Source organism: Microcoleus sp. ARI1-B5 (assembly GCF_036705795.1).
Classification (GTDB): domain Bacteria; phylum Cyanobacteriota; class Cyanobacteriia; order Cyanobacteriales; family Microcoleaceae; genus Microcoleus.
The window spans coordinates 1-21,095 of sequence record NZ_JAUBVK010000043.1 but is presented as its reverse complement, the minus strand read 5'-3'; the positions used below and the strand labels follow the sequence as shown (position 1 = coordinate 21,095).

Below are 21,095 nucleotides of genomic sequence, written 5' to 3'. Positions count from 1 at the left end.
ATTTTGGCTTTACCAATCAGTATCAGCTACACCACACAGCATTAGAAATCCTCCCTTGGGAAATTCGCCCATTCTTCGCTACGAACTTCATCTATATCAGCCGCAGATGGTGCGATTCCCAAATCAGCACATAAACCCCACAAGGATTTGCGGGGAGTAGGGCGAACGACAACTAACTCTCGTTCTATCTCAGGAACCATCCACTTAATCAACCGTAACTTTTCGGATAGAAACAACTGCTTAACAAGACTGAAAACTGCCTCGAAAGTCATGTTTTTATCTGGGTATGTTCGATCGATATAATTTTAGCATTTTTGCTAAGCGCAAAAGCGATCGCCCTTGATACTGTTGCGACTGCGGCAAGCTTCGCTAATGCACTTATTTTAATGATTTTAAGCGAAAGCGCGATCGCCCGATCGATCTCCTAAGACTCCTCCTCATCTACTCGCCGACTGAGATAATCCGGCAACTCATCAAAAGATACCCCCACCAAACGGCAAAAATCCCTCATTTGCCGAACAGTCATGGTAGGTTCGTCTCCCTTTTCCCATCGCCGTACCGACGAAGCCGACACCCCCATCCGCACAGCCAACTCTTCTTGGCTCAAGTTAGCGTCCTCTCGCAGTCTCCGAAAAGGCAACTCATTTTCTGGTTGCCGTTGACGTTGCCTTTTTTTTACCATATTATTTTAACTATCCAATTTAAGCGCTTAAATTAAGCGCTTAGTGGCACAGCCATAGCCAAAACAGACTGCACTAAAAATCAAAGGTGCAAGTCTGTCACTTTCCTATGGGCAAACATACCCAATTTAGAATACAGCCATGAACACCCCAGAAACTACGAATTCCTGGATTATTTACCGACTGCTGCCCAACTTTCAGCGCTTACCCATCGGACAATTTCGCAGCCGCAGCGAAGCAGAATCTTCCCTGAAAGTCATCCGGCAACTGCTACCCAATACCGAATTAATACTTGCTTTCGAGATTGGGCCCGAAAATCCAACTACCGAACTCATTCAGCCCCCTGCTAAAGAGCCAAACTTGCCAACTTCAGTTAACCGAGAACTCCTGAAAATCTTCCTTATCAGTTCTCGTCCTGCTGTTTCCCGCATCATTCATTCTTTGCACTGCAATAATTTTGCCTGCGTTTCTGACTGGAGTCCACTTGTCCCGACTCAAAATTCCGGTGAAGTGATGAGCGTCTTAATTAAATATTTTGCCGCTGACTCTTAGTGACAGTCGAGTTCTCGTCTTTGTAGGGGCAATTCTCCGTGGTTGCCCCTTATTTATGACCGAGAACAATGATAAACTTGATATTCATACCCGTCCACCGCTGGCCAATCGCGGGATTCAAGCTGACACTTTTGTGCTGCTAAATTGACAGGTGCGCGAAAGTTCACCAACCACAAATCAAGCGGACGTTCCAATTGACTGAGTGTTTTGTCAAGTGTCCCCGCCACAATTTCCGGCGCATCCCTTCTCTGCTTAACTAAAAGAAACTGTGGAGAATCAAAGGCTTTAACTTCTTGCTTCTTCCTAACATCCGTTACATCCGTTACATCCGTTACATCCGTTACATCCCGTACATTGCTCGCTGCCGAACCCTTCTTCCTAACATCCGTTACATCCGTTACATCCGCTACAAAATCCGTTGCCGAACTTCTTTCCCATTCCATCCCTATCCCCATCAACTCTCCAATTTCTACATGAGTCTTTTGAGTAGTAGCAATTAACACGGGAACTTTCGAGACTTCGCGGATAATCGGAATTAAAAGGTCTGGTTTGTAATATTTGCGATAGCCGAGATTGGAATTTACTGTTACACCGCTCACAAAACCCATTGCTAAAATTAGCAGAACTGCTTTTTTCCCAGCAATTTCAACAGCAGGTAAATTAAACCATTGACTTTTGATTGTAGGTGTGTTAAAAATAACTGCCAAGGTTGCTCCTAACAGCAATATTACCCCCGGAAAGTAGACGAAATTGTATCGAGGGCCGCGAGTTAGGTCAATTCCTAGAATGTATGCAAAGCTGAAAAATAGGAAAATTGCTCCGATCGCAAATCCGCCGAAAATAACAGTACCTAAACGACTATTTGGCATTCTTAAGGAATTTTTCAGAGCGCTCAATAGGATGGGAAGGGCCCAAATAAAAAATATTGTCATGCCGATCGCAGATCCAACTACTACGGCCAGATTTGGCGATTCCACGGGAAGCAGGGATATGACAGCGATCCATCCCGCCAAAGCTTGGAAAATCGGCGCGATCCAATCTACAAATGTGCGATCGCCGCTGACAATCCAATTCGTGAGCTCGCTGCCGTACTTGTTTGACAAAAATATTGGCAGCCAAACTAAACCGCCAGCTAAAGTCCCGATCGCTACGGCGAAAAGCCTCCAGAAAATTTGAGATTGCCAAATATTCGGCTGCTGACTGTTGGTAATTGGCAATTTCCCATTAAACTGCTGCCAGATTACAGCAATCAATGCTATGGCTTCGGCACACAAAGTCAGCGCGAAAAAGTAGTGAGAGGCAATTCCCAAACAGTTAACAACTACCCAAAGCAGCGCCGCCCAAATTGGCAGGGGAGCGCGCTGTTGCAGCTTTTTTGCAGCTAATGTCAAGCAAAAAAGAGAGGCAATAACTAATAAGATTCCTAAGGTATAATGGCGGGCTTCTTGAGCGAGATAAATGCCGTAGGGAGAAACTGCCATCATCGCGGCCGCACATTGACCGACTAAACGAGAATTGAACGCAAATTTGCCTAAAAAGTAGATGGCGGGAACAGAAATCACTCCCAATAAGGCCGGGAGCGATCGCCCAATCCACACTAAACTATCCTCCGAAGGCCCAAACAACCGCATCCACCAGTGGGCTACCATAAAATACACCGGCGGATGGTTGCTTTCTAGCAGCAAATGGTTTAAGACATCTGCAATGCCAGCATCCGCACGGAATTGCAGCGGTTGTAGTAGAGTGGAAAGTGCGATCGCGCGATCGAGCGGCACCCCGCGAAAACTGTTGCCCAAACTAAACACTAGAGTCGAAAACTCATCCGTCCACAGCGGTTTCGAGTCCAAATTGGCAAAACGCAAAATACAGGCGATCGCCATCCACAGCAAGAGCAACAATAGTTGTTTGTTCTGACTCAAAAGACTATATCCTTCTTTTAGTTTTTCCCGCGCTTGTAAATTACAATCGCTCGTTGTTGCATTCCCAGCCAAGAGAAATATGGTATGCGATCGAACTCCTCATATCCAGGCTTTGGCTGCTTGCTAGCAACAATGTACTCATCATCAAATACCCACGGCCCTAATCCTGTCAAATTAGCATCCTGCCATTTTTTAGTTTTGTATATTCCCATGAAATTGTCACTATTGTACCATCCATTAAAAGTATCTATACCGCGAATTGATTCCGACTTCACACCATACACAGTCATGAGTTTATTTTGAGCAGCCGTTGCTGCACTGTTCCAACCCATATAGTCCTGAAGGCAAACTACACTGAAAATGTAAAGAAGCGTACAACTAAAAGTTGCCAACCTGAGTGCACCTTTGAGCTTAAATCGGTTCATTTCGTAGGCCAAAAGCAAAATCGAGGGCGGCAGTGCCGGAATTAAATATCGATCGAACACGAATAACCGCCCTGGATTGTAGGCTACAGCCAGAAGAATCAATCCCCACAGCAATAAAAAAAGTCTTTGATGCGTTCGCTGCTGCAAAACATTATTTTCGTTTTGTTGCAGCCGCACATCGTCAAGTAGATCGACACAGTTTAAAAATATTAGTCCTGCCACTCCCAGTGCAGCGAATGTTACAGGCCACCACCATCCACCAATACTAACTACTGGCTGTGGGTTGATATCTGGCAACTGAATGTGACCCACCGCCAAATCAAGCAGATAATCCCCTTTTAATAGAGGCATTCGCTCTGCATAGCGCTGTAACCACAAAGCTTCTTTATGAAACAATATACTTAGAACAATAAATAAAATTTTAGGTAAAAAAAACACTGTCAGCGATACCAAGCAAAACCCGACAAAAATAGCCCCCCGCTTCCGAGTCCAAACATCGTGTTTGCGAACTATTTGCCAAAATTTACCAGCACCCAAAGGTAGAGCAAAAAGTCCCATATAACAAAGTGAAACTGGAATGTGGCGAAACCCATCCATAGCTGACATTAGAACTCGTCCCTGGAGGCTTTCAAAAATAGGAGTTCCAGCATCTTTAATTGTCCCTAAATAGAGAACAATCGCCGTCGCCGCCAGCCACGGGCAAATCAAAGCAAAAACCATAGACCAAGATACGCGATATTGTTTTTGCCACCAAAGTACGAAAACAGTCGCAGCAAAAGCAACAGGCAACATTACCCCAAATTGCCTGACAAAAAAAGCGACAACTGCAAAAAAGCTGCCCCAAAAAATTAGTTTTGCACTCGGTGTTTGCAGCGCTAGCAGGAAAAATAGCCCTGACAGTATTGACATTGCCAGAAAAGGCACGTCGGTCATAAAGCTGTACGATAAATTTAAAACTAAAGGGTTAATGGCTACCAGCACCCCGCAAAGTAAAGCCAAGTTTCGAGAAAGACCCAATGCTAATCCGCAGCGGGCCATCGCCCACGCGCCAACAACGCTTAATACTAAAGTCGATACTCGCAAAATAGTGAAGCTAAAACCAAAAATTTTGCAAAACAAAGCAGCCCAATAAGCTTGCGCTGCGAGAGTGGCGGCGAGGTAAGAATGACCCCGGTACTGACCTTCTTCCAGCAACCTTTGGACAGCTTTAGCGTGTATCCAATCGTCGTTGAGCGAGAATTCACCTACGGGCGAAACTAATAGATTAGTTAATAGCAACAGCAAGACCAAAGGCAAAAACAATGATTGATTGGTGATATAGCGCCTAGTAGTGGCTGAGAGTACAAACAATTGTTGATTCATAAAACTACCTTACTTGCAGGAGCTTAAAGTCGTCACTGAAAGGCTGACTTTTTTATTTCTATTTATTGCGGACGATCGCTTTGGATGTCAAGAGCGAGCGTGAATTTTGCTCTGTCTTTGTCCCTGTATGCCCCGAGCGCTGTCGGATTTTCCTAGTTTCTAATCAACTTCCGTCACCCGCCAGCTCAACTTCATATTGATCCAGAAATTCCACAGAGTTACAGCCAAAATCGCAATTAAATTCGCCAAATATTCATTCATCCCAAAAACATTAAACATCAAATTAACCAGCAGCACATTCAAAATCAAACCCATCAAGCAAATTGTATTAAATTTCAACAGCCGTTTGAAGCGCTGGCGATTTCCGGGCTGCCGCTTAGAAATATCCCCAAAAGTCCACAAATCATTCCACAAAAAGTTACTGATAATTGCCAATTCAGCAGCAACGATCAGACTGCGAGTCAGCTCCAAATGGAGGCTGTTCCGCAGCACGTACAAAACCCCCATATTCACAAACACGCCGCTGAAACCCACGATGCCAAATCGCAGAAACTTACCCATCGGCCAGCGGGAAAAGCGCAATATGAGCAAATGCCGCAAATACTCAATATACTGTTTCCCAGTAACTTTGCTCTCGCCTTCTTTCCGCTCCTGAAATACATAACCAACTTCTCCAATCCAGCGGATATTGCCCCTGCCGAGCACTTCAATCAAAATTTTGTAACCCGCAGGATTCATAGTTTGGCCGGCAATACAACTGCGGCGTACCATAAAATAGCCGCTCATCGGATCGGAAACTCGGCCCACCACTCCCGGCAGTACAATCAATCCGACAGTTTGAGCTCCCCGCGACAAAAATCTCCTGATAACGCTCCAGTCGCTCACCCCGCCCTCGGCAACGTGACGGCTCGCAGCGGCCAAATCGGCTCCCCGCTGAATTTCTGCTAAAAGCTGCAACAGCGTCTCCGGCGGATGCTGCAAGTCGGCATCGATGACGCCCAAAACCTCGCCCCGAGCGGCCTGCCACCCGCGAATTACCGCTGTGGAAAGTCCCCGCTCGTCTTCCCGGCGCATCACCCACAATTGCGGATATTCGGCTGTTAGGGAGAGGGCAACTTCCCAGGTGCGATCGGGACTGTTGTCATCGACTACAATTAATTCGTAGTTACCGGGAATGCTGCCATCGAGCAATTTGCTCAATTGTTCCACAATACTTTTGACATTCTTGCACTCGTTGTAGGTGGGAATCACCAGGGAAAAATAAATGGGCGGTGTGGGTGCGTCTGTAAAAGTTGAACCACAACTCCCTACAGCAGGAATTTGCAAAGGCCCAGACGGCACTGGTAACAGGTGATTTGCTTGGTTGACGCTCATAAGTTTAGTTCCCACAAAGTAAAGGATGGTTTGTAGGACTTGAGATTTTACATTATCGTTCCTCTATGATTGATTCGTTAAGATATAAAAACGCCTTAATTATAGGCAGTAATTCTGTAGCTGAGCTAACAAAAAAACTGTGGATGCAATTCTCGATCGAGCTTTACAAGGTTATAACATCTCTTCCGCAGAAGCCTTGGTGCTTTTGCAGCAAAGAGATCCTGACGCGCGAGCTTCTATTCAAACAACCGCTGACTTGCTGCGCCGGCGACAATCAGGGGATACTGTTACCTACGTTATAAATCGCAATATTAATTTCACCAATATTTGCGAGCAGCATTGCAGTTTCTGTGCGTTCCGCCGCGACGATGGAGATGAGGGCGCTTTTTGGTTAGATGCAGCCCAAATTCAGGAAAAGGCAACAGATGCAGTGCAGCGGGGTGCGACGGAAATTTGTATGCAGGGCGGCTTAAATCTTCAAGCTAAGCAGGGCGGCGCATCTTTGCCTTATTACGTGCAATTGGTGAAAAATATTAAGGATAAGTTTCCGCAGTTGCACTTGCACGCTTTTTCGCCGCAAGAAATAGAATTTATTGCCCGACAAGATAATCTGAGTTTCAGCTATGTAATTTCGGCTTTGCGGGATGCGGGAGTCGGTTCGATGCCGGGAACCGCGGCGGAAGTTCTCGACGATGCGGTGCGCAGAGTAATTTGCCCGGAAAAACTAGATTCGGCAACTTGGTTAGAAATTGTGGGAACTGCTCACAGTCTGGGTTTGCCTACAACGAGTACGATGCTTTGCGGGCATATTGAGACCGCCGAACAGCAGGTTTTGCATTTAGAAAAAGTGCGATCGCTCCAACAAACAGCAATTAACAACAACTATCCAGCGCGCATCACAGAATTCATTTTACTGCCCTTTGTCGGCAAGGAAGCACCGGCTCCTTTACGCAGTCGAGTCGGCCGCGACCAACCAATTTTAGCAGATACACTTTTGCTCACCGCTGTATCGAGAATCTTCTTGGGAAATTGGATTAGCAATCACCAGCCGAGCTGGGTAAAATTGGGTTTAGCAGGGGCTACAGAGGCTCTGAAATGGGGCTGCAACGACATCGGCGGCACTTTGATGGAGGAACACATTACTACAATGGCCGGTGCGGTTGGCGGCAGTTGTCAGTCTGTGGAAGATTTGCAAAATGCGATTAGTTCTTTGGGCAGGGATTATCAGCAAAGAGATACAATTTATCGACCTTTGGGGGTTGACAAATTGGCAGTAATAAGTAGTAGGATAAATTGAGCGATGTCTTATAGCGAGTTCACCTCAATTATCAAAGTTAAACAAGCCTTTGGATTAACAACTGTAGAAGGGCCGCGATTTCTACCGCAAATAACTCCGATCGCTCCGAGTGCAACCCTGACAGATTTTTTGGCAAATAGTTTACCCGTAGCTGTGGCGACAGGTAGCGAAAAAGCTCGATCGGAAATGATTATTACTCCGGTACTGCTGGAAGTCAGGAAGATTTTGCAGCAGAATATTAGCTTGTTTTCGGGGGAAGACTTTACGGTTGATTATGAAAGTGGACTAAACGGGATTTGTGATTATTTGATTAGTCGTTCTCCAGAAATGTTGGAGATTGAAGCACCCGCAGTGGCGGTTGTTGAGGCTAAAAAAGCTGATTTGAAGACAGGAATTGGACAGTGCGTTGCAGAAATGGTGGCAATGCAGAAGTTTAATGAAGCGAAGGGGAAACCAATTTCAGTTATTTATGGCAGTGTCAGTAACGGCACGCAGTGGCGATTTCTCAAACTAGAGGAAAAAATTGTATCGATCGATCTTAATGACTATGCCTTGCCTCCGGTGGACGAAATTTTGGGAATGCTGGTTTGGATGGTACGAGATGGCTGAATAATCGCGATCCTCTTCGAGGATCGCACAGCAAGTTCGCGAACTCTTAGTCTCAATAAAAAATCAAAGTGGGTTACATATCCTGGTAAACTAGGATAAACAGTCCCCTCACTTATCGGAATATATTTTTGGAGTCAATAATGTCTGAAGAATCAACCATCTGGATTATAACCGAGGAACTCACTGAATCTAACAGTGTTACTGGAGCCAAGGGTAGCATCGATGTTGGCGGTTCCTTGAGTTCAAAAGTCTCTGAAAAGGTAACGAAGATTGCTAGCAAGCGCGTGCCGATCGACGTAATAGCCTTGAAAGCTCAAATGAGCGGTTTGCTCAAAGTTATGGGAGAGTTATTCGATCAAGCTGAGCAGCAGAGTGGGATGAAACTAAATGAGGTTGAACTCTGAGTAGAAATCAACGGTGAAGGTCAAGTAAGTCTAATAGGAAGTGGGGGTAAAGTAGGGAATAAAGGCGGAATAACCCTAAAATTTACTCGTCCCTGAGTCAACAGTTAAATTCTCTTATAAATCCTATAGGTGAATGGGCAAAAATTGGGCGATCGCAATTGGCATTAACCAATACTACAACCTGCAAGACTTGAATTGTGCCAAGCGGGATGCAGAGTTAGTGCGAGATTTTTTCCTCAACGAAGCGGGATTTGAGGAAGTTTTTTATTTCTCTGATGAATCGCCAGCCATTGAAAAAGTTGCTGGTCAACCTATTGTGCAAATTCCCACCCAACCAACTTATGCCAATCTACGGCGATTTCTTCGGAAACAGTTTGAAGATCCATTGATGGAACCCGGAGACAATTTCTGGTTTTTCTTCAGCGGTCATGGGTTGCGCTATGCTGACCGCGATTATTTAATGCCCTGTGATGCCGATCCAGGAGATGTGGAACACACTGCAATTCCCATCAACTACGTGACAGAACGCCTGCGTCGCTGTGGGGCAGATAATGTGGTGTTGATTGTCGATGCTTGTCGGGATCAAGGGCAAAAAGATGGACGTGGAATAGGAGATGAAAAACACCAAGGAGTCATTACTATTTTTTCCTGTAGTCCTAATGAAAAATCTTATGAAATAGAAGATGAAAATTTGCGACAAGCATCGTTCACATATGCCTTGCTAGAAGGTTTACGGCTTCAGGGAGAAGCTAACTGTGCGACTGTTGAAAGACTGTATCAACATTTGTCTCATCGCGTTCCCGAAATTAATCGGCGTTATGGAAAACCTCGACAAACGCCCTATCTCAAGGCTGAACCTCCCTACAAAATGCACTTTATTCTGCTGAATAAACTGGCAACTATCAAAGATGCGGAACCGTTGAAATTTCAGGCCGCAACGGTCGAAGCTGAAGGCGATTTAGAATTGGCAGAACAGCTATGGATTAGGGTGTTAGGCGTTTCTTCAGTTGATAGAGATGCACTCCGCGCAATCAAAAGAATTACTTTGAAACAGTCAGGACAGCACAGTAATTCTCAATCTCCCATCGTTACCAATATATCGGGATTGAAATCATCAGTATCAGAACTTGCCAAACCTCAACCAGGAAGACAATCGAATATAGAAGAAAAATTGAGTGTGAAAATGAGCGATCGAGTAAGCTCAAATCCCTCAGAAATACCTGTTATAGCCAGTAATAAACTCAGGGGAGTATGTGCATCTGCAACAGGAGTAGAAGTAGCTAAAATGACTTTGAGCCGAAAAGGGTTGACCCAAAAGGGACTTGCTCAAAAGTGTTATACGTCTGTATCAACAATTTCTCGATTTCTGAAACAACTGCCAATTGAGAGTCAAACATTTGAAATTCTCTGCAAAGCTCTAGACCTAACGCCAGAAGCTATTGTAGATAATCTTGCTGCCGTTCCATCTATCTCCAATAACAAACAAATTAAATCCTCTGAAAATTTACCTTCTCCTGCTACTACCCACACTTTTGAGTTTGAGGTAATCTCGATCGATCAAAAAGGACAAACAATAGATCGTCGTCATCAAATAGCAGAACACCGCATAGAAAAACTTGGTAATGCGATTGTGTTGGAAATTGTGTTGATACCGGGCGGTACTTTTATGATGGGTTCGTCGGAAACTGAGTCAGGAGGAATGAACAACGAAAAGCCTCAACATTCAGTAACCATCAAACCTTTTTTAATAGGCAAATACCCTATTACCCAAGCACAGTGGAAAGCGGTTGCTGCTTTTGGCAAAGTGAATCGAGATATTGAACTCGAACCGTCCCACTTCAAAGGTGCAGATCTGCCTGTGGAACAAGTTTCTTGGTACGATGCTGTTGAATTTTGCGATCGCCTTTCCCAAAAAACAGGACGCGAGTATCGCCTCCCAACTGAAGCAGAATGGGAATACGCCTGTCGCGCTGGAACTACAACCCCTTTTCATTTTGGAGAAACTATTACCCCCGATGTGGCGAACTATGACTGCAACTACAGCTATAAGTCTGGGCCAAAAGCGAAAGGAAGCTATCGCAAGCAAACAAATCCTGTCAAAAGTTTTGCATTTGCCAATGCTTTTGGATTATTTGATATGCACGGCAACGTTTGGGAGTGGTGCTTAGATTACTGGCATGAAAGCTATCACGAAGCATCCACAAATGGAAGTGCATGGTTGACTGACAATAACAGTAATTCGCGGGTGTTGCGAGGCGGATCTTGGTTAAATGCTCCGACAGATTGCCGATCGGCGTATCGTTACAACTGGGATTCAGACGATCGAGTCAAGCGCTTTGGTTTTCGGATAGTTTGTCCTATTGTGTGAACTCCATAGCCTTTGAATTGCTTATTCGTCTGTCTCTGATTCTTCCTCTCCCTCATCCCACGTCGGTGTATAAGTTGAATTTGGAGGCTGAGTTTCACCTGATTCTATAGCTAGCGTTTTGCGATACTGTTCTGCTTCCGCAACCTTGGTAAATTGAATTTCAGCTTTTTTTACAGTTTGAGTTTCTGCTGCAATCTTTTCAACTGCCGAACTGATTTCATCTAATGTTACCTTAAAAAACTCCTTGCGCTCGTTAACTTTGTTGACGCTTTTATCTCGAAAATATTGATGCAATAAATTCTCTGTTTCTGGAACGTTTTCAGAAAAAATCATTGCATGAATATCAAAGGGAAATGGCACAGATGCTCCACTTAGTTCTTTAATGCGATCCTCGGGATCGATTCGGCGCGTCATCCCAATTTTATAAACATTATCTCCAAAAGAACCAATATTTGAAATGATGTATACATATCCTGATTTTGTCATCTGAGCGCGAGAAATTGCATTTCTTTGCTTGGCAAGAGCCTCTTCAAGTTGTAGATTCATCTGTTGCAACTTAAGTTCTAATTGTTCTCTCTGTTGACCTGTAGCTTGTTCTATCTCTCGTCGAGCTTTTTCTAAAGCTTGTTCGCGAAGCTTTACTTCTTGTTCCGCATTTTTTCTCGCTTTTTCTATCTCCCGACGTTCTCTTTCTTCTTCGCGCATTTGCTCTCTGATTCTCCGCTGTTCTTCAGCTTCCTCCTGTTTTTTCTCCAGAAACTCATGAGTAAAATATAGTTCTTCTAGTTTGAGAGCGCGATAACTAGGCATGATTTGACAGCGATTAGTTTCTGAGAGCTTATTCAAGGTTTCAAAAGCTTTGTTAATCCTTGTTTCTAATTTATTGGCATTGTTATATTTAACCTGAAGAATTGCAGCATCGCACTCGCCATTAAATGCTCTCAGTATCAGCGTGAGAAAGTCATCGGTCATTTTCTTACCTTTTTTCTTGCTGCCCTCTACTTCCCAGGGTACATGACAGATAGCAGCAGTCTTATCTTTGAGCATTTTACTTTGTTGTTTTCTAATTTCTTCAAGTCGGCGCTTGTATTCTTCAGAACTGCCAAAGTTATACTTTGATTTATAAAATCCGAAAGATTGAACGGATTCTGATTCTTCAACTTCACTGAGTTTCTGCTGGAGGTTCCTAATTTTAGCATTTAGTTTTGCTTGTTCGCTTGCAAGTTGGTCGAGTTCCCCTTGTTTGAGATTTATGTTAGAATCTAATTGCTTTTCAAAGTCCTCTTTGGAAAAGAGTGAATCATATTTACGTAAAAGCTTTTTATGTTTCGCTAGTTTCAGTTGCGTGTATGTCAATGCGGCAGCTAGAACTAATGCTGCTACTGTGAGGAGTGTTGACAACATATAACCCTGCATTTCTAATTGAATACATCTTAATATAACTGAAAGCTTGTGAATTGGGCAAGTTTCCAGAAATTTAGCCCGATCGCCCGCGAACACATATTTATCCGCATCAAGTGAAGTTTGCGACAATCAGCCGATCGCACTTTCCCAAACTCACATCTTGCACCATTTTCAACAACAGGCTGGACGGCCTGTTCCACAATACATTAAATTAGCGCTCTTTCGCGCTTGTCCCGCAGTCCGCCAGGGGTTGAAACCCCTGTCTCAAAGCGAAAGTCCTCTGAAGAGGACTGAAGAACTCATTAGTCCTCTTCAGAGGACTTTAGCTATTAGCCAGGGAATTCATTCCCTGGCGGGCTGGGGGCCTTTCCGTTTAAGCAGAAAATGAAATTAAACCTTAAACTTCTCCACAATCCGTCTCATCGCTTCCTCCACATTCTCGCGACTGTTAAACGCCGAAATGCGGAAATAACCCTCGCCCGCCGCACCGAAACCAGAACCGGGTGTTCCTACCACATTGCAAGTTTCTAGCAACTTCTGAAAGAAATCCCAACTCGACAAACCGTGAGGCGTTTTCACCCACACGTAAGGCGCATTTTCGCCGCCAAAAACTTCGATTCCGGCCGCTGTCAATTTCTCGCGGATAATCGCCGCATTTTCCATGTAAAAATTGACTAATGCCTGAATTTGTGCTTTGCCTTCCTCGGAATAAACCGCCTCTGCACCGCGCTGCACGATGTAAGAAACTCCGTTAAACTTAGTAGCTTGGCGGCGGTTCCACAATTTCCAAATTTCGACATCTGAACCGTCGGCTGCTTTTCCGGTTAAAGTCTTCGGTACTACTGTCAAGGCGCAGCGAGTACCTGTAAAACCGGCATTCTTTGAGAACGAACGAAATTCGATCGCACAATCGCGTGCCCCTTCAATCTCGTAGATAGAGTGCGGCAGACTCGGATCGGTAATATAGGCTTCGTAAGCGGCATCGAAGAAAATAATCGAACCGTTCGCCTTAGCATAATCTACCCAAGCTTGCAAGTGTTCCTTCGTTGCAGTTGCGCCCGTCGGATTGTTGGGAAAACACAGGTAAATTAAATCGACTTTCTTGTCTGTGGGAATTTCGGCTGTAAAATTGTTGTCTGCGGATATTGGGAGGTACACAAAACCTTCGTACTCGCCTTTTTCGTTCGCATCTCCCGTATGTCCGGCCATGACGTTAGTGTCTACGTACACGGGGTAGACGGGATCTGTAACTGCGATCGTATTATTGTTGCCAAAGATATCGAGAATGTTGCCGCAGTCGCACTTAGAACCGTCAGAAATAAAGATTTCCGAAGCATCAATCTCGCATCCCCGCGATTGGAAATCGTGCTCGGCAATTTTCTGCCGCAGCCACTCATAACCTTGTTCCGGGCCGTATCCTTTGAAGGTATCCCGCGAACCCATGTCTGCTACCGCTTTCACCATCGCCTCGCGACAAGCCGCTGGTAGGGGTTCCGTCACGTCGCCAATCCCCAGCCGGATGATGGGCGCTTCGGGATTCGCCTCTGCGTATGCTTTCACTCTGCGCCCGATTTCGGGAAACAGGTAGCCGGCTTTGAGTTTCAGGTAGTTGTCGTTGATAGTTGCCATAGTGCGATCGCTCTAAATGTCGTAGAATAGCTTATACCATTTTAGATTTTAGATTTTAGATTTTAGATTTGAAGAATTGAAGAATTGAAAAATTGGGAATGACTGATGACTATGGGGGTTGGCAGCTTGCAGGCAGTTGCATTCTGTTTTGAAATTGGTATTACTACTAATCGTCTTTCTCAAGCAAAAGGAAGTTCCGCAACAAATTTTATCAGGGATTTAACGGATTTAACGGATGGATATTGAGGAGCGAGGGAAGATTTTCCCCGTTCGGACACTCGAACACTCTGAAAATCCGCCATCACAGGCAATCTGCACAGTCGATCGCAGCCATTGACAAAAAAATCAAATCTGCTTGTATAATGAGAATAGTGTGCAGCGCAGAAGCTATTATGGATGAGATCGAGTATGCCAAACTCTATCAAGAACTGGCGGCAATTCTGAATGAGTTTCAATTGGATTGGGTAGTTCAACAAGTAGCGGATACTGTAGAGATAGGTAAAGTAATTGAAGAGCGATCGCTCAAAAGAAAGACACCGCTGCTCAAGATAGAAGATTATACCGCAAAAGAACAACTTTTGCTGTTAATTGATGCTGTGGAACAAGCGACGGTCAATACTTCCGAAATGGAAGACGAAATTGCTTATTTCTTGAAAGTAGAATCAGAAACTTCTCCCCTCGGCACAAAAATTATCTTTGCCAATTCAGGCGCCCAAACAGCCCAAACAATCGAGTTTACCTCCAGCGTGACAGCCCCACGCCACAAACAGGCGATCGCCCTCAAGCAATTACTTGAAAAACTGCCCTCTGGGCCCAGCAACTACGCCATCAATGCCGAAATTAAGAGCAAATTAAAAAGCTCGATCGATCCAGATTTCCACGGAGCGGCAGAACAAGCCAGCATTTTTGACGCTTACCTATTCACCATCCTGCTCAAAGCAGTTGCTAATGAAGGCGGCAATATTTATTACAACAATGTTTTAGACGACGAAACACCGAAGTATTTAACGTTTAGAAAAACAGCGGGAAAAATCCACGGAACGGCACATCCATACACCCATGCTGTGGTGGAATTTCCCGACAAACCAGCCCTAGAAATTCACCTCGGAGTCAAAGTCCAAGGCAGAGCAGGAGTTCTACACAACTGCAACGTTTTAATTTTGTACCAAAAAGAAGCGAATATCTGCCGCTTGCTCAACCGCGAGCCCCGACACTCGCAGGTAATTTTAGCGGTAAAATCTGAACACTGCACCTCGGAACTTCAACTAGAAATGGCCGGTGCTTTTATCGGATTAGCGTCAGATATTCGCTACGAAGGCGGCAGCTATTTCATTTCTAACAGTTACTCGCAACCCGTAGCAAAACTGCTAACTACGGCTCGCAAAAAATGGGAAATAAACATTTTTCCTAGAGCCACAAACGATGTCCACCGGCTGATGTACTCGTTTCAAACGATCTTTAAAGACTTTAAGGCGAGAAACTGATTTCATTAAGATAAGACGGCCGTTGAAACCGCATCTACACAAACTTTCGTCCGCCGGACGCCGACTGAAGATAAGAAGGTAATTTTAAGGCTTTGCCTTCAACCCGCTCCCGTCGGGTTTCGTTTGACTTTCTGGCGGTTTCAACCGCCCGGTCTTCTTTTTCCCTCTTCCTTCTTCCCTCTTCCTTCTTCCCTCTTCCTTCTTCCCTCTTCCTTCTTCCTTCTTCCTTCAAATTCTGCTAGATTAGCCAAGAATAATCTATCATGTTGCGAGCACCCGAACCTTACGAATAATGTTTAAGAAAGATAAATCTTCCCTGCTGTTTACGATCGGAGCAGCCACACTTCTGATCGGTTTAGGCATCCTCGCGTACTCGATCGTCATTTCCCGCGGCCGGGCCAAAGATTTGCCGGCGGGAGCAACCGTTGTCCCCCAAGATGCGATGATGGCTCTATCCATCACTACCGATGAATCGCAGTGGAAAAGACTGCGAGAATTTGGCACGCCGGAGTCCAAAGCTTCGTTTGAAAGGTTTTTAAGCGAATTGCGCGATCGCCTCCTGACAAGCAACGGTTACGCCTACGGACAAGACATTCAGCCTTGGGTGGGTAACACAGCAATGGTGGCCTTTCTGCGAAACAAAACAGCAATACCAGTCCCCCCGCCCGCACCCAACGCGCCCCCGCCTCAGCCAATTCAGCAGTCAGTAGCAATTATCCTGCCAATTGCCAACCCGATTAAAGCCAAAGAATTATTAGCAAAACCCAGACCCCTCAACCAAGGAAAAATGGTAGAGCGCAATTATAAAGGGGTGCAAGTCACAGAAACTCAAGGTATACCCGATCGCAATTTCTCAGTCGCGGTACTCGGTACAAACTATCTAGCAGTCACCACAGATCCCACCGCCACAGACAGAATAATCGACACCTACAAAGGCGAACCATCCCTCGCCAAAACCCCGGGCTATGCAGACGCCATCGGTCAAATCAAAGATTCCGGTGCCTTCGGTCAAATCTACGTGAATATGCCCGTTGCAGCAGCCTTTACAGCCGCAAACTCATCCCGCGAAATTTCGGCGGAAAACCTCGAAAAACTGCAACAAAATCAGGGATTTGCCACCACAGCGACGCTGGATGCCGAAGGAATTGGATTCAAATCAATCTCTTGGCTGAAACCAGACTCTACGATGCGTATAGCAGTAGAAAACAACGCTCTAAAAATGGCTAACCGCCTGCCCAGCAATACAATCATGATGGTATCCGGCGGCAACTTGCAGCGTTTGTGGCAAGACTACGTATTGGGAGCCGATGCTAACCCGCTTGCTCCGATTAATCCCCAAGTTTTGCGCACTGGTTTAAAATCCACTACCGGTCAGGATTTAGATAAAGATTTCATCAACTGGATGGCGGGAGAATTTTCTCTATCATTAATACCGGCCCCGGCGCAGAATCCCAAAGACAAATTTGCTGCGGGATTTGTATTTATGGTGGAAACAAACAACCGCAGCGCCGCCAATAAATCCCTGAAACAGCTTGATGAAACGATGAAAATGAAAGGGTTTAGAGTTGAGGAAATTCAAGTCGGCGGTCAACCTGCTACTAAATGGACATCGGCGTTTGGAGGGATTACGGTAACTCGCGGCTGGATGAATGATGTAGTGTTTATCACAGTAGGAGCTCCCGTGGTTGACTCGATTGTTCCGGCGCCGAAAAGTCCGCTTTTAAGTAGCGAATTGTTCCAAAAAACTGTCCGATCGCAACTTAAGCCTCACAACGGCAATTTCTTCATCGACACCGAGAGTGCGTTTAACCCGAAAAACCTAGCTTTGCCGGAGTTTCCTCCCAGCCAAAAAATCTGGATTGACGCCACGCGGTCGATCGGCGTTACAGCGGCCGTCATTGGCGATCGTACCACCCGCTACGACGCTTTTGTCGGTCTCAAAAAATCCGACCAATCCACTCCTGCACCACAGCCCTCACCGAGTCCATCTTCACCGAGTCCATCTTCACCGAGTCCTGCTTCACCGAGTTCATCTTCACCGAGTTCATCTTCACCGAGCCCTGATGCACCGAGCCCTGATGCACCCAGTCCCTCGCCCACCGTCCAAACTTCACCCAATTAACTTTTAAATCATTCCAAAAATCCGCCGTGACAACCCGTTTAACAGCAACAGGGCGATCGATTAAAACCGAAAAGCAGCCGAGGGAAACTGGCAATAGCGGATTTGACTCGAAGAGGGAAATTGAGCCGGATTTAATATCATGTCTGCGGTAACAACAGCAGTTAAAAATTATGGTCGCGACCGCAGACATGATATTACTTATTCTGGTCATAATTTTAATTGCAGACAATTTTAGAGGCTGATTAGTTGTTTTTTATAAAAGGAAAGGAAAGATTTTTTACCGGGATTTTTCCTGGTCTGTCTTGGACGCAGAAATCGGGTTTTTTAAGCCACATAATTCCTGGCAACTGTCAATCACAATTAAACCCCCAGGTTTCTGTCCGAGTGCGTCTGGGACTGCGGTTTTTTTTAATATGTCATGCGGAAGATACAGATTCTAGGCATTACGAGTTATATTTAGATTAGGGAGAAGATACGGGGTAATTGCATATGCTCGGGTCATTTTTACTCATTTAATCCTCAACGCACTCGGACGCCAGCAACTTGGTTGCTTCATGAAGATAACGTCTTAAACCGAAATTTTTATAAGAAACCGGGTTGCGTTACCAGATTCCTGTAATTATATATTTTACCCTTTAAAAAGCTATGAAAACAGCCAAAAATAGTCAAATTCCGGCAAAATTCCTGTCTAAAGCAAAAATCAGCCAACTGGCACTTTTTCTGCAAATAGTCTTAATAAATCTTTACTTTGTGCAAGCAAAAGCCGAAGGTCAAACGATCGTGCCAGCGGCGGACGGAACTGGCACGACAGTCACGGACGCAACCCCAACCGGAACTACTGTGCCGCAAACTCGCTTCGACATTGAAGGCGGACAATTATCGAGCGATAAACAAAATCTGTTCCACAGTTTTACACAATTCGGCTTGTCGGCAAATCAGATTGCCAACTTTATATCAAACTCGAACATTCGCAACATTTTAGCGCGCATCGGCGGCGGCAGCCCCTCGATTATTAACGGCTCAATTCAAGTAACCGGCGGCACTTCTAACTTGTTTTTGATGAATCCTTCCGGCATCATATTTGGCAACAGTGCCAGCTTAAACGTGCCGGCTTCTTTCACCGCAACCACCGCCACGGGTATTGGATTTGGTTCTAACTCGTTTAACGCTGCCGGTACTAACACCTATACATCTCTGACGGGCGCGCCCAATTCCTATGCTTTTGGAGGCGCTCAAGCGGGGGCAATTATCAGCACGGCCGACTTAGCAGTCAAGTCAGGGCAGAACTTAACCTTGCTCGGCGGCACCGTTGTCAGCACGGGCAACCTGTCGGCCCCAGGCGGTAGAATTACCGTCGCATCAGTCACCGGGACAAATTTAGTGCGCGTCAGCGAGTCAGGCAGTTTGCTGAGTTTGGACATCGGGCCGTCGTCAGCGACAAGCACCACTGGAACAGCGCCCGCATCCTTGCCCGAACTGCTCACAGGCATCGGTCAAACGAACGCTACAGGCATCAGCGTCAATGCTAGCGGTCAATTGGTACTCACGGGGTCTAACCGAGTAGTAGCTGCGGGGGACGTTGCAGTCAAAGGTGCAAGCGCTAGGGCGATCGAAATTCAAGCAGCCAACAGCATTGCAGCCAGCGGAAACCTGACGAGTTCCCAAGGCGCGATCGTCCTACAAGCCAGCGGCGACATTCGCACTGTCGATCTCAACTCCAACTCCACCACCGCAGCAGGCGGCAACATCAACGTCACCAGCCGTACAGGAAAAGTAGAAACAGGCAATATCAACGCAGGCTCGAGCGACAAATCCAGCAACGCCGGAAACGTGAGTATTGCAGCACCCTCAAGCAGCATTCAAACAGGGTTCATAGACGCCAACTCCGAAGAAAAAAAAGGTGGCGAAGTCACCATCAAGGCGAGCAACGACATCGAAGTAACCCGTATCAACACCCAAGGGCGAACAGCCGGAGGAAATATTGACATTACAGCAGGTCGTTATTTCCGAGCAACAGGCACTTTCAAAAACGATAGCAACTGCTTGGCGCAAGCTTGCAGCATTGCCGCCGCCTCGACTGGTAGCGGAAATGGTGGAGATATCACCATTCGCCAGGGCGGCCAAGCCTTGAACACAGTTTTCAGCGTCGGGCCCGACTATAACAGCTTGAACGGTACTGCAGGCAGCATTGCCACTGGGGGTAAGAACAAGGAAAATGTGATTGCATCCGGAGCTTATTCAAGTTCAAAGCCTCAGATAGTACAGCCGACGAGAATTAACATTACGGCTTCTTCAGTCTCGCCAACACCCGAACCGACTCCCGCGCCAACTCCGGCACCGACTCCCGCGCCAACTCCGGCACCGACTCCGACGCCAACTCCTGCACCAACTCCGGCACCAACTCCCGCACCGACTCCCGCACCGACGCCCGCACCTGCGCCGGCTCCCGCACCTGCGCCGGCTCCCGCACCTGCGCCGGCTCCCGCACCTGCGCCGACTCCCGCACCGACACCTGCGCCGACTCCTGCGCCGACTCCTGCACCGACGCCCGCACCGACTCCCAACCCCCCGCCAGCACCCAGGCGAACTCCTGCACCGACACCCGCACCTGCACCCGCACCGACACCCGCACCTGCACCTGCACCGACACCCGCACCTGCACCTGCACGGACACCCGCACCTGCACCTGCACCCGCACCCGCACTGACACCCGCACCTGCACCTGCACCTGCACCCGCACCCGCACTGACACCCGCACCTGCACCTGCACCCGCACCTGCACCTGCACCTGGACAGACAATTACTGAACCCAGCGTACCAGTATCAAATTTGCCACCAGCGCCAACGATTACTCAAAATCAAACACCCGTACCCGCACCTGCACCTGCACCTGCACCTGCACCTGCACCTGCACCTGCACCTGCACCTGGGCAGACAATTACTGAACCCAGCGTACCGGTATCAAATTTGCCACCAGCGGCAACGATTACTCAAAATCAAACACCCGCACCTGCACCTGCACCAGCACCCGCACCTGCACCTGGGCAGACAATTACTGAACCCAGCGTACCGGTATCGAATTTGCCGATCGCACCGACCGCAAATCAAAATCAAACACCGGTATCAAATGTGTCGCTCGCGCCGACCGCAAATCAAAATCAAACACCGGTATCAAATGTGTCGATCGCGCCGACCGCAAATCAAAATCAAACACCGGTATCAAATGTGTCGCTCGCGCCGACCGTAAATCAAAATCAAACACCGGTATCAAATGTGTCGCTCGCGCCGACCGTAAATCAAAATCAAACACCGGTATCAAATGTGTCGCTCGCGCCGACCGTAAATCAAAATCAAACACCGGTATCAAATGTGTCGCTCGCGCCGACCGTAAATCAAAATCAAACACCGGTATCAAATGTGTCGCTCGCGCCGACCGTAAATCAAAATCAAACACCGGTATCAAATG

At 46.5% G+C, this 21,095-nt stretch carries 15 protein-coding genes and 1 pseudogene; 9 read left to right on the top strand and 7 right to left on the bottom strand.

Annotation, left to right across the window (positions count from 1 at the left end; all coding sequences use genetic code 11):
* Window positions 1-41 precede the first annotated feature (41 nt).
* Window positions 42-272: a hypothetical protein gene (locus tag QUB63_RS32315; protein WP_332949472.1), complete on the bottom strand. Its 231-nt coding sequence runs from the start codon at window positions 270-272 to the stop codon at window positions 42-44.
* A 152-nt stretch (window positions 273-424) separates the two neighbouring features.
* Window positions 425-682 carry a helix-turn-helix domain-containing protein gene (locus QUB63_RS32310; protein ID WP_332949470.1) on the bottom strand — a complete coding sequence of 86 codons (258 nt, stop codon included), beginning with the start codon at window positions 680-682 and terminating at the stop codon, window positions 425-427.
* A gap of 139 nt (window positions 683-821) precedes the next feature.
* Here QUB63_RS32310 and QUB63_RS32305 point away from each other — a divergent pair, with 139 nt between their 5' ends.
* Window positions 822-1,232, top strand: a complete 411-nt coding sequence (locus QUB63_RS32305) for a hypothetical protein (RefSeq protein ID WP_332949469.1) — start codon at window positions 822-824, stop codon at window positions 1,230-1,232.
* Window positions 1,233-1,285: 53 nt separating this feature from the next.
* On the opposite strand, the gene QUB63_RS32300 is transcribed toward QUB63_RS32305, so the two are convergent.
* The 3 genes from QUB63_RS32300 to QUB63_RS32290 form a co-directional block, all read right to left on the bottom strand.
* Window positions 1,286-3,151: a glycosyltransferase family 39 protein gene (locus QUB63_RS32300; RefSeq protein WP_332949468.1), complete on the bottom strand. Its 1,866-nt coding sequence runs from the start codon at window positions 3,149-3,151 to the stop codon at window positions 1,286-1,288.
* Window positions 3,152-3,168: 17 nt separating this feature from the next.
* Window positions 3,169-4,938 carry an ArnT family glycosyltransferase gene (locus QUB63_RS32295; RefSeq protein WP_332949467.1) on the bottom strand — a complete coding sequence of 590 codons (1,770 nt, stop codon included), beginning with the start codon at window positions 4,936-4,938 and terminating at the stop codon, window positions 3,169-3,171.
* Between the two features lie 159 nt (window positions 4,939-5,097).
* Window positions 5,098-6,312: a glycosyltransferase gene (locus QUB63_RS32290; RefSeq protein ID WP_332949466.1), complete on the bottom strand. Its 1,215-nt coding sequence runs from the start codon at window positions 6,310-6,312 to the stop codon at window positions 5,098-5,100.
* A 139-nt stretch (window positions 6,313-6,451) separates the two neighbouring features.
* Here QUB63_RS32290 and cofH point away from each other — a divergent pair, with 139 nt between their 5' ends.
* From cofH to QUB63_RS32270, 4 genes and pseudogenes are all read left to right on the top strand, one after another.
* Entirely contained in the window at window positions 6,452-7,609 is a 1,158-nt protein-coding gene (gene cofH / locus QUB63_RS32285) for a 7,8-didemethyl-8-hydroxy-5-deazariboflavin synthase subunit CofH (protein ID WP_332949465.1), read from the top strand.
* 3 nt (window positions 7,610-7,612) lie between these two features.
* The gene (locus tag QUB63_RS32280; RefSeq protein ID WP_332949464.1) at window positions 7,613-8,218 is read left to right on the top strand and encodes a hypothetical protein; all 606 of its coding nucleotides are present in this window, start codon (window positions 7,613-7,615) and stop codon (window positions 8,216-8,218) included.
* A 140-nt stretch (window positions 8,219-8,358) separates the two neighbouring features.
* A pseudogene (locus QUB63_RS32275) lies at window positions 8,359-8,718 on the top strand (Pepco domain-containing protein).
* A 37-nt stretch (window positions 8,719-8,755) separates the two neighbouring features.
* The gene (locus tag QUB63_RS32270; RefSeq protein ID WP_332949462.1) at window positions 8,756-10,990 is read left to right on the top strand and encodes an SUMF1/EgtB/PvdO family nonheme iron enzyme; all 2,235 of its coding nucleotides are present in this window, start codon (window positions 8,756-8,758) and stop codon (window positions 10,988-10,990) included.
* A gap of 21 nt (window positions 10,991-11,011) precedes the next feature.
* Here the strand turns inward: QUB63_RS32270 and QUB63_RS32265 are convergent, their stop codons facing one another.
* Both QUB63_RS32265 and QUB63_RS32260 read right to left on the bottom strand, forming a co-directional pair.
* Complete coding sequence (locus QUB63_RS32265) at window positions 11,012-12,523, bottom strand: DUF4041 domain-containing protein (protein WP_332949461.1); 1,512 nt, start codon at window positions 12,521-12,523, stop codon at window positions 11,012-11,014.
* Window positions 12,524-12,784: 261 nt separating this feature from the next.
* Window positions 12,785-14,023: an LL-diaminopimelate aminotransferase gene (locus QUB63_RS32260; RefSeq protein ID WP_332949460.1), complete on the bottom strand. Its 1,239-nt coding sequence runs from the start codon at window positions 14,021-14,023 to the stop codon at window positions 12,785-12,787.
* Window positions 14,024-14,415: 392 nt separating this feature from the next.
* On the opposite strand from QUB63_RS32260, the gene QUB63_RS32255 reads away from it, so the two are divergent.
* The 4 genes from QUB63_RS32255 to QUB63_RS32240 form a co-directional block, all read left to right on the top strand.
* Window positions 14,416-15,507 carry a hypothetical protein gene (locus QUB63_RS32255; protein ID WP_332949459.1) on the top strand — a complete coding sequence of 364 codons (1,092 nt, stop codon included), beginning with the start codon at window positions 14,416-14,418 and terminating at the stop codon, window positions 15,505-15,507.
* Between the two features lie 292 nt (window positions 15,508-15,799).
* Window positions 15,800-17,629, top strand: a complete 1,830-nt coding sequence (locus QUB63_RS32250; RefSeq protein WP_332949458.1) for a DUF3352 domain-containing protein — start codon at window positions 15,800-15,802, stop codon at window positions 17,627-17,629.
* Window positions 17,630-17,655: 26 nt separating this feature from the next.
* The gene (locus QUB63_RS32245; protein ID WP_332949457.1) at window positions 17,656-17,781 is read left to right on the top strand and encodes a hypothetical protein; all 126 of its coding nucleotides are present in this window, start codon (window positions 17,656-17,658) and stop codon (window positions 17,779-17,781) included.
* A 493-nt stretch (window positions 17,782-18,274) separates the two neighbouring features.
* Window positions 18,275-21,095, top strand: a 2,821-nt coding sequence (locus QUB63_RS32240; RefSeq protein ID WP_332949456.1) for a two-partner secretion domain-containing protein, incomplete at its 3' end; no start/stop codon positions are given.

What these genes read in the sequence shown, in the direction of transcription:
- QUB63_RS32310 (WP_332949470.1), bottom strand. Translation starts at nt 682, where the DNA reads ATGGTAAAAAAAAGGCAACGTCAACGGCAACCAGAAAATGAGTTGCCT.
- QUB63_RS32290 (WP_332949466.1), bottom strand. Translation starts at nt 6,312, where the DNA reads ATGAGCGTCAACCAAGCAAATCACCTGTTACCAGTGCCGTCTGGGCCT.
- QUB63_RS32280 (WP_332949464.1), top strand. Translation starts at nt 7,613, where the DNA reads ATGTCTTATAGCGAGTTCACCTCAATTATCAAAGTTAAACAAGCCTTT.
- QUB63_RS32250 (WP_332949458.1), top strand. Translation starts at nt 15,800, where the DNA reads ATGTTTAAGAAAGATAAATCTTCCCTGCTGTTTACGATCGGAGCAGCC.
- QUB63_RS32270 (WP_332949462.1), top strand. Translation starts at nt 8,756, where the DNA reads ATGGGCAAAAATTGGGCGATCGCAATTGGCATTAACCAATACTACAAC.
- QUB63_RS32295 (WP_332949467.1), bottom strand. Translation starts at nt 4,938, where the DNA reads ATGAATCAACAATTGTTTGTACTCTCAGCCACTACTAGGCGCTATATC.
- QUB63_RS32255 (WP_332949459.1), top strand. Translation starts at nt 14,416, where the DNA reads ATGGATGAGATCGAGTATGCCAAACTCTATCAAGAACTGGCGGCAATT.
- QUB63_RS32260 (WP_332949460.1), bottom strand. Translation starts at nt 14,023, where the DNA reads ATGGCAACTATCAACGACAACTACCTGAAACTCAAAGCCGGCTACCTG.
- QUB63_RS32315 (WP_332949472.1), bottom strand. Translation starts at nt 272, where the DNA reads ATGACTTTCGAGGCAGTTTTCAGTCTTGTTAAGCAGTTGTTTCTATCC.
- QUB63_RS32305 (WP_332949469.1), top strand. Translation starts at nt 822, where the DNA reads ATGAACACCCCAGAAACTACGAATTCCTGGATTATTTACCGACTGCTG.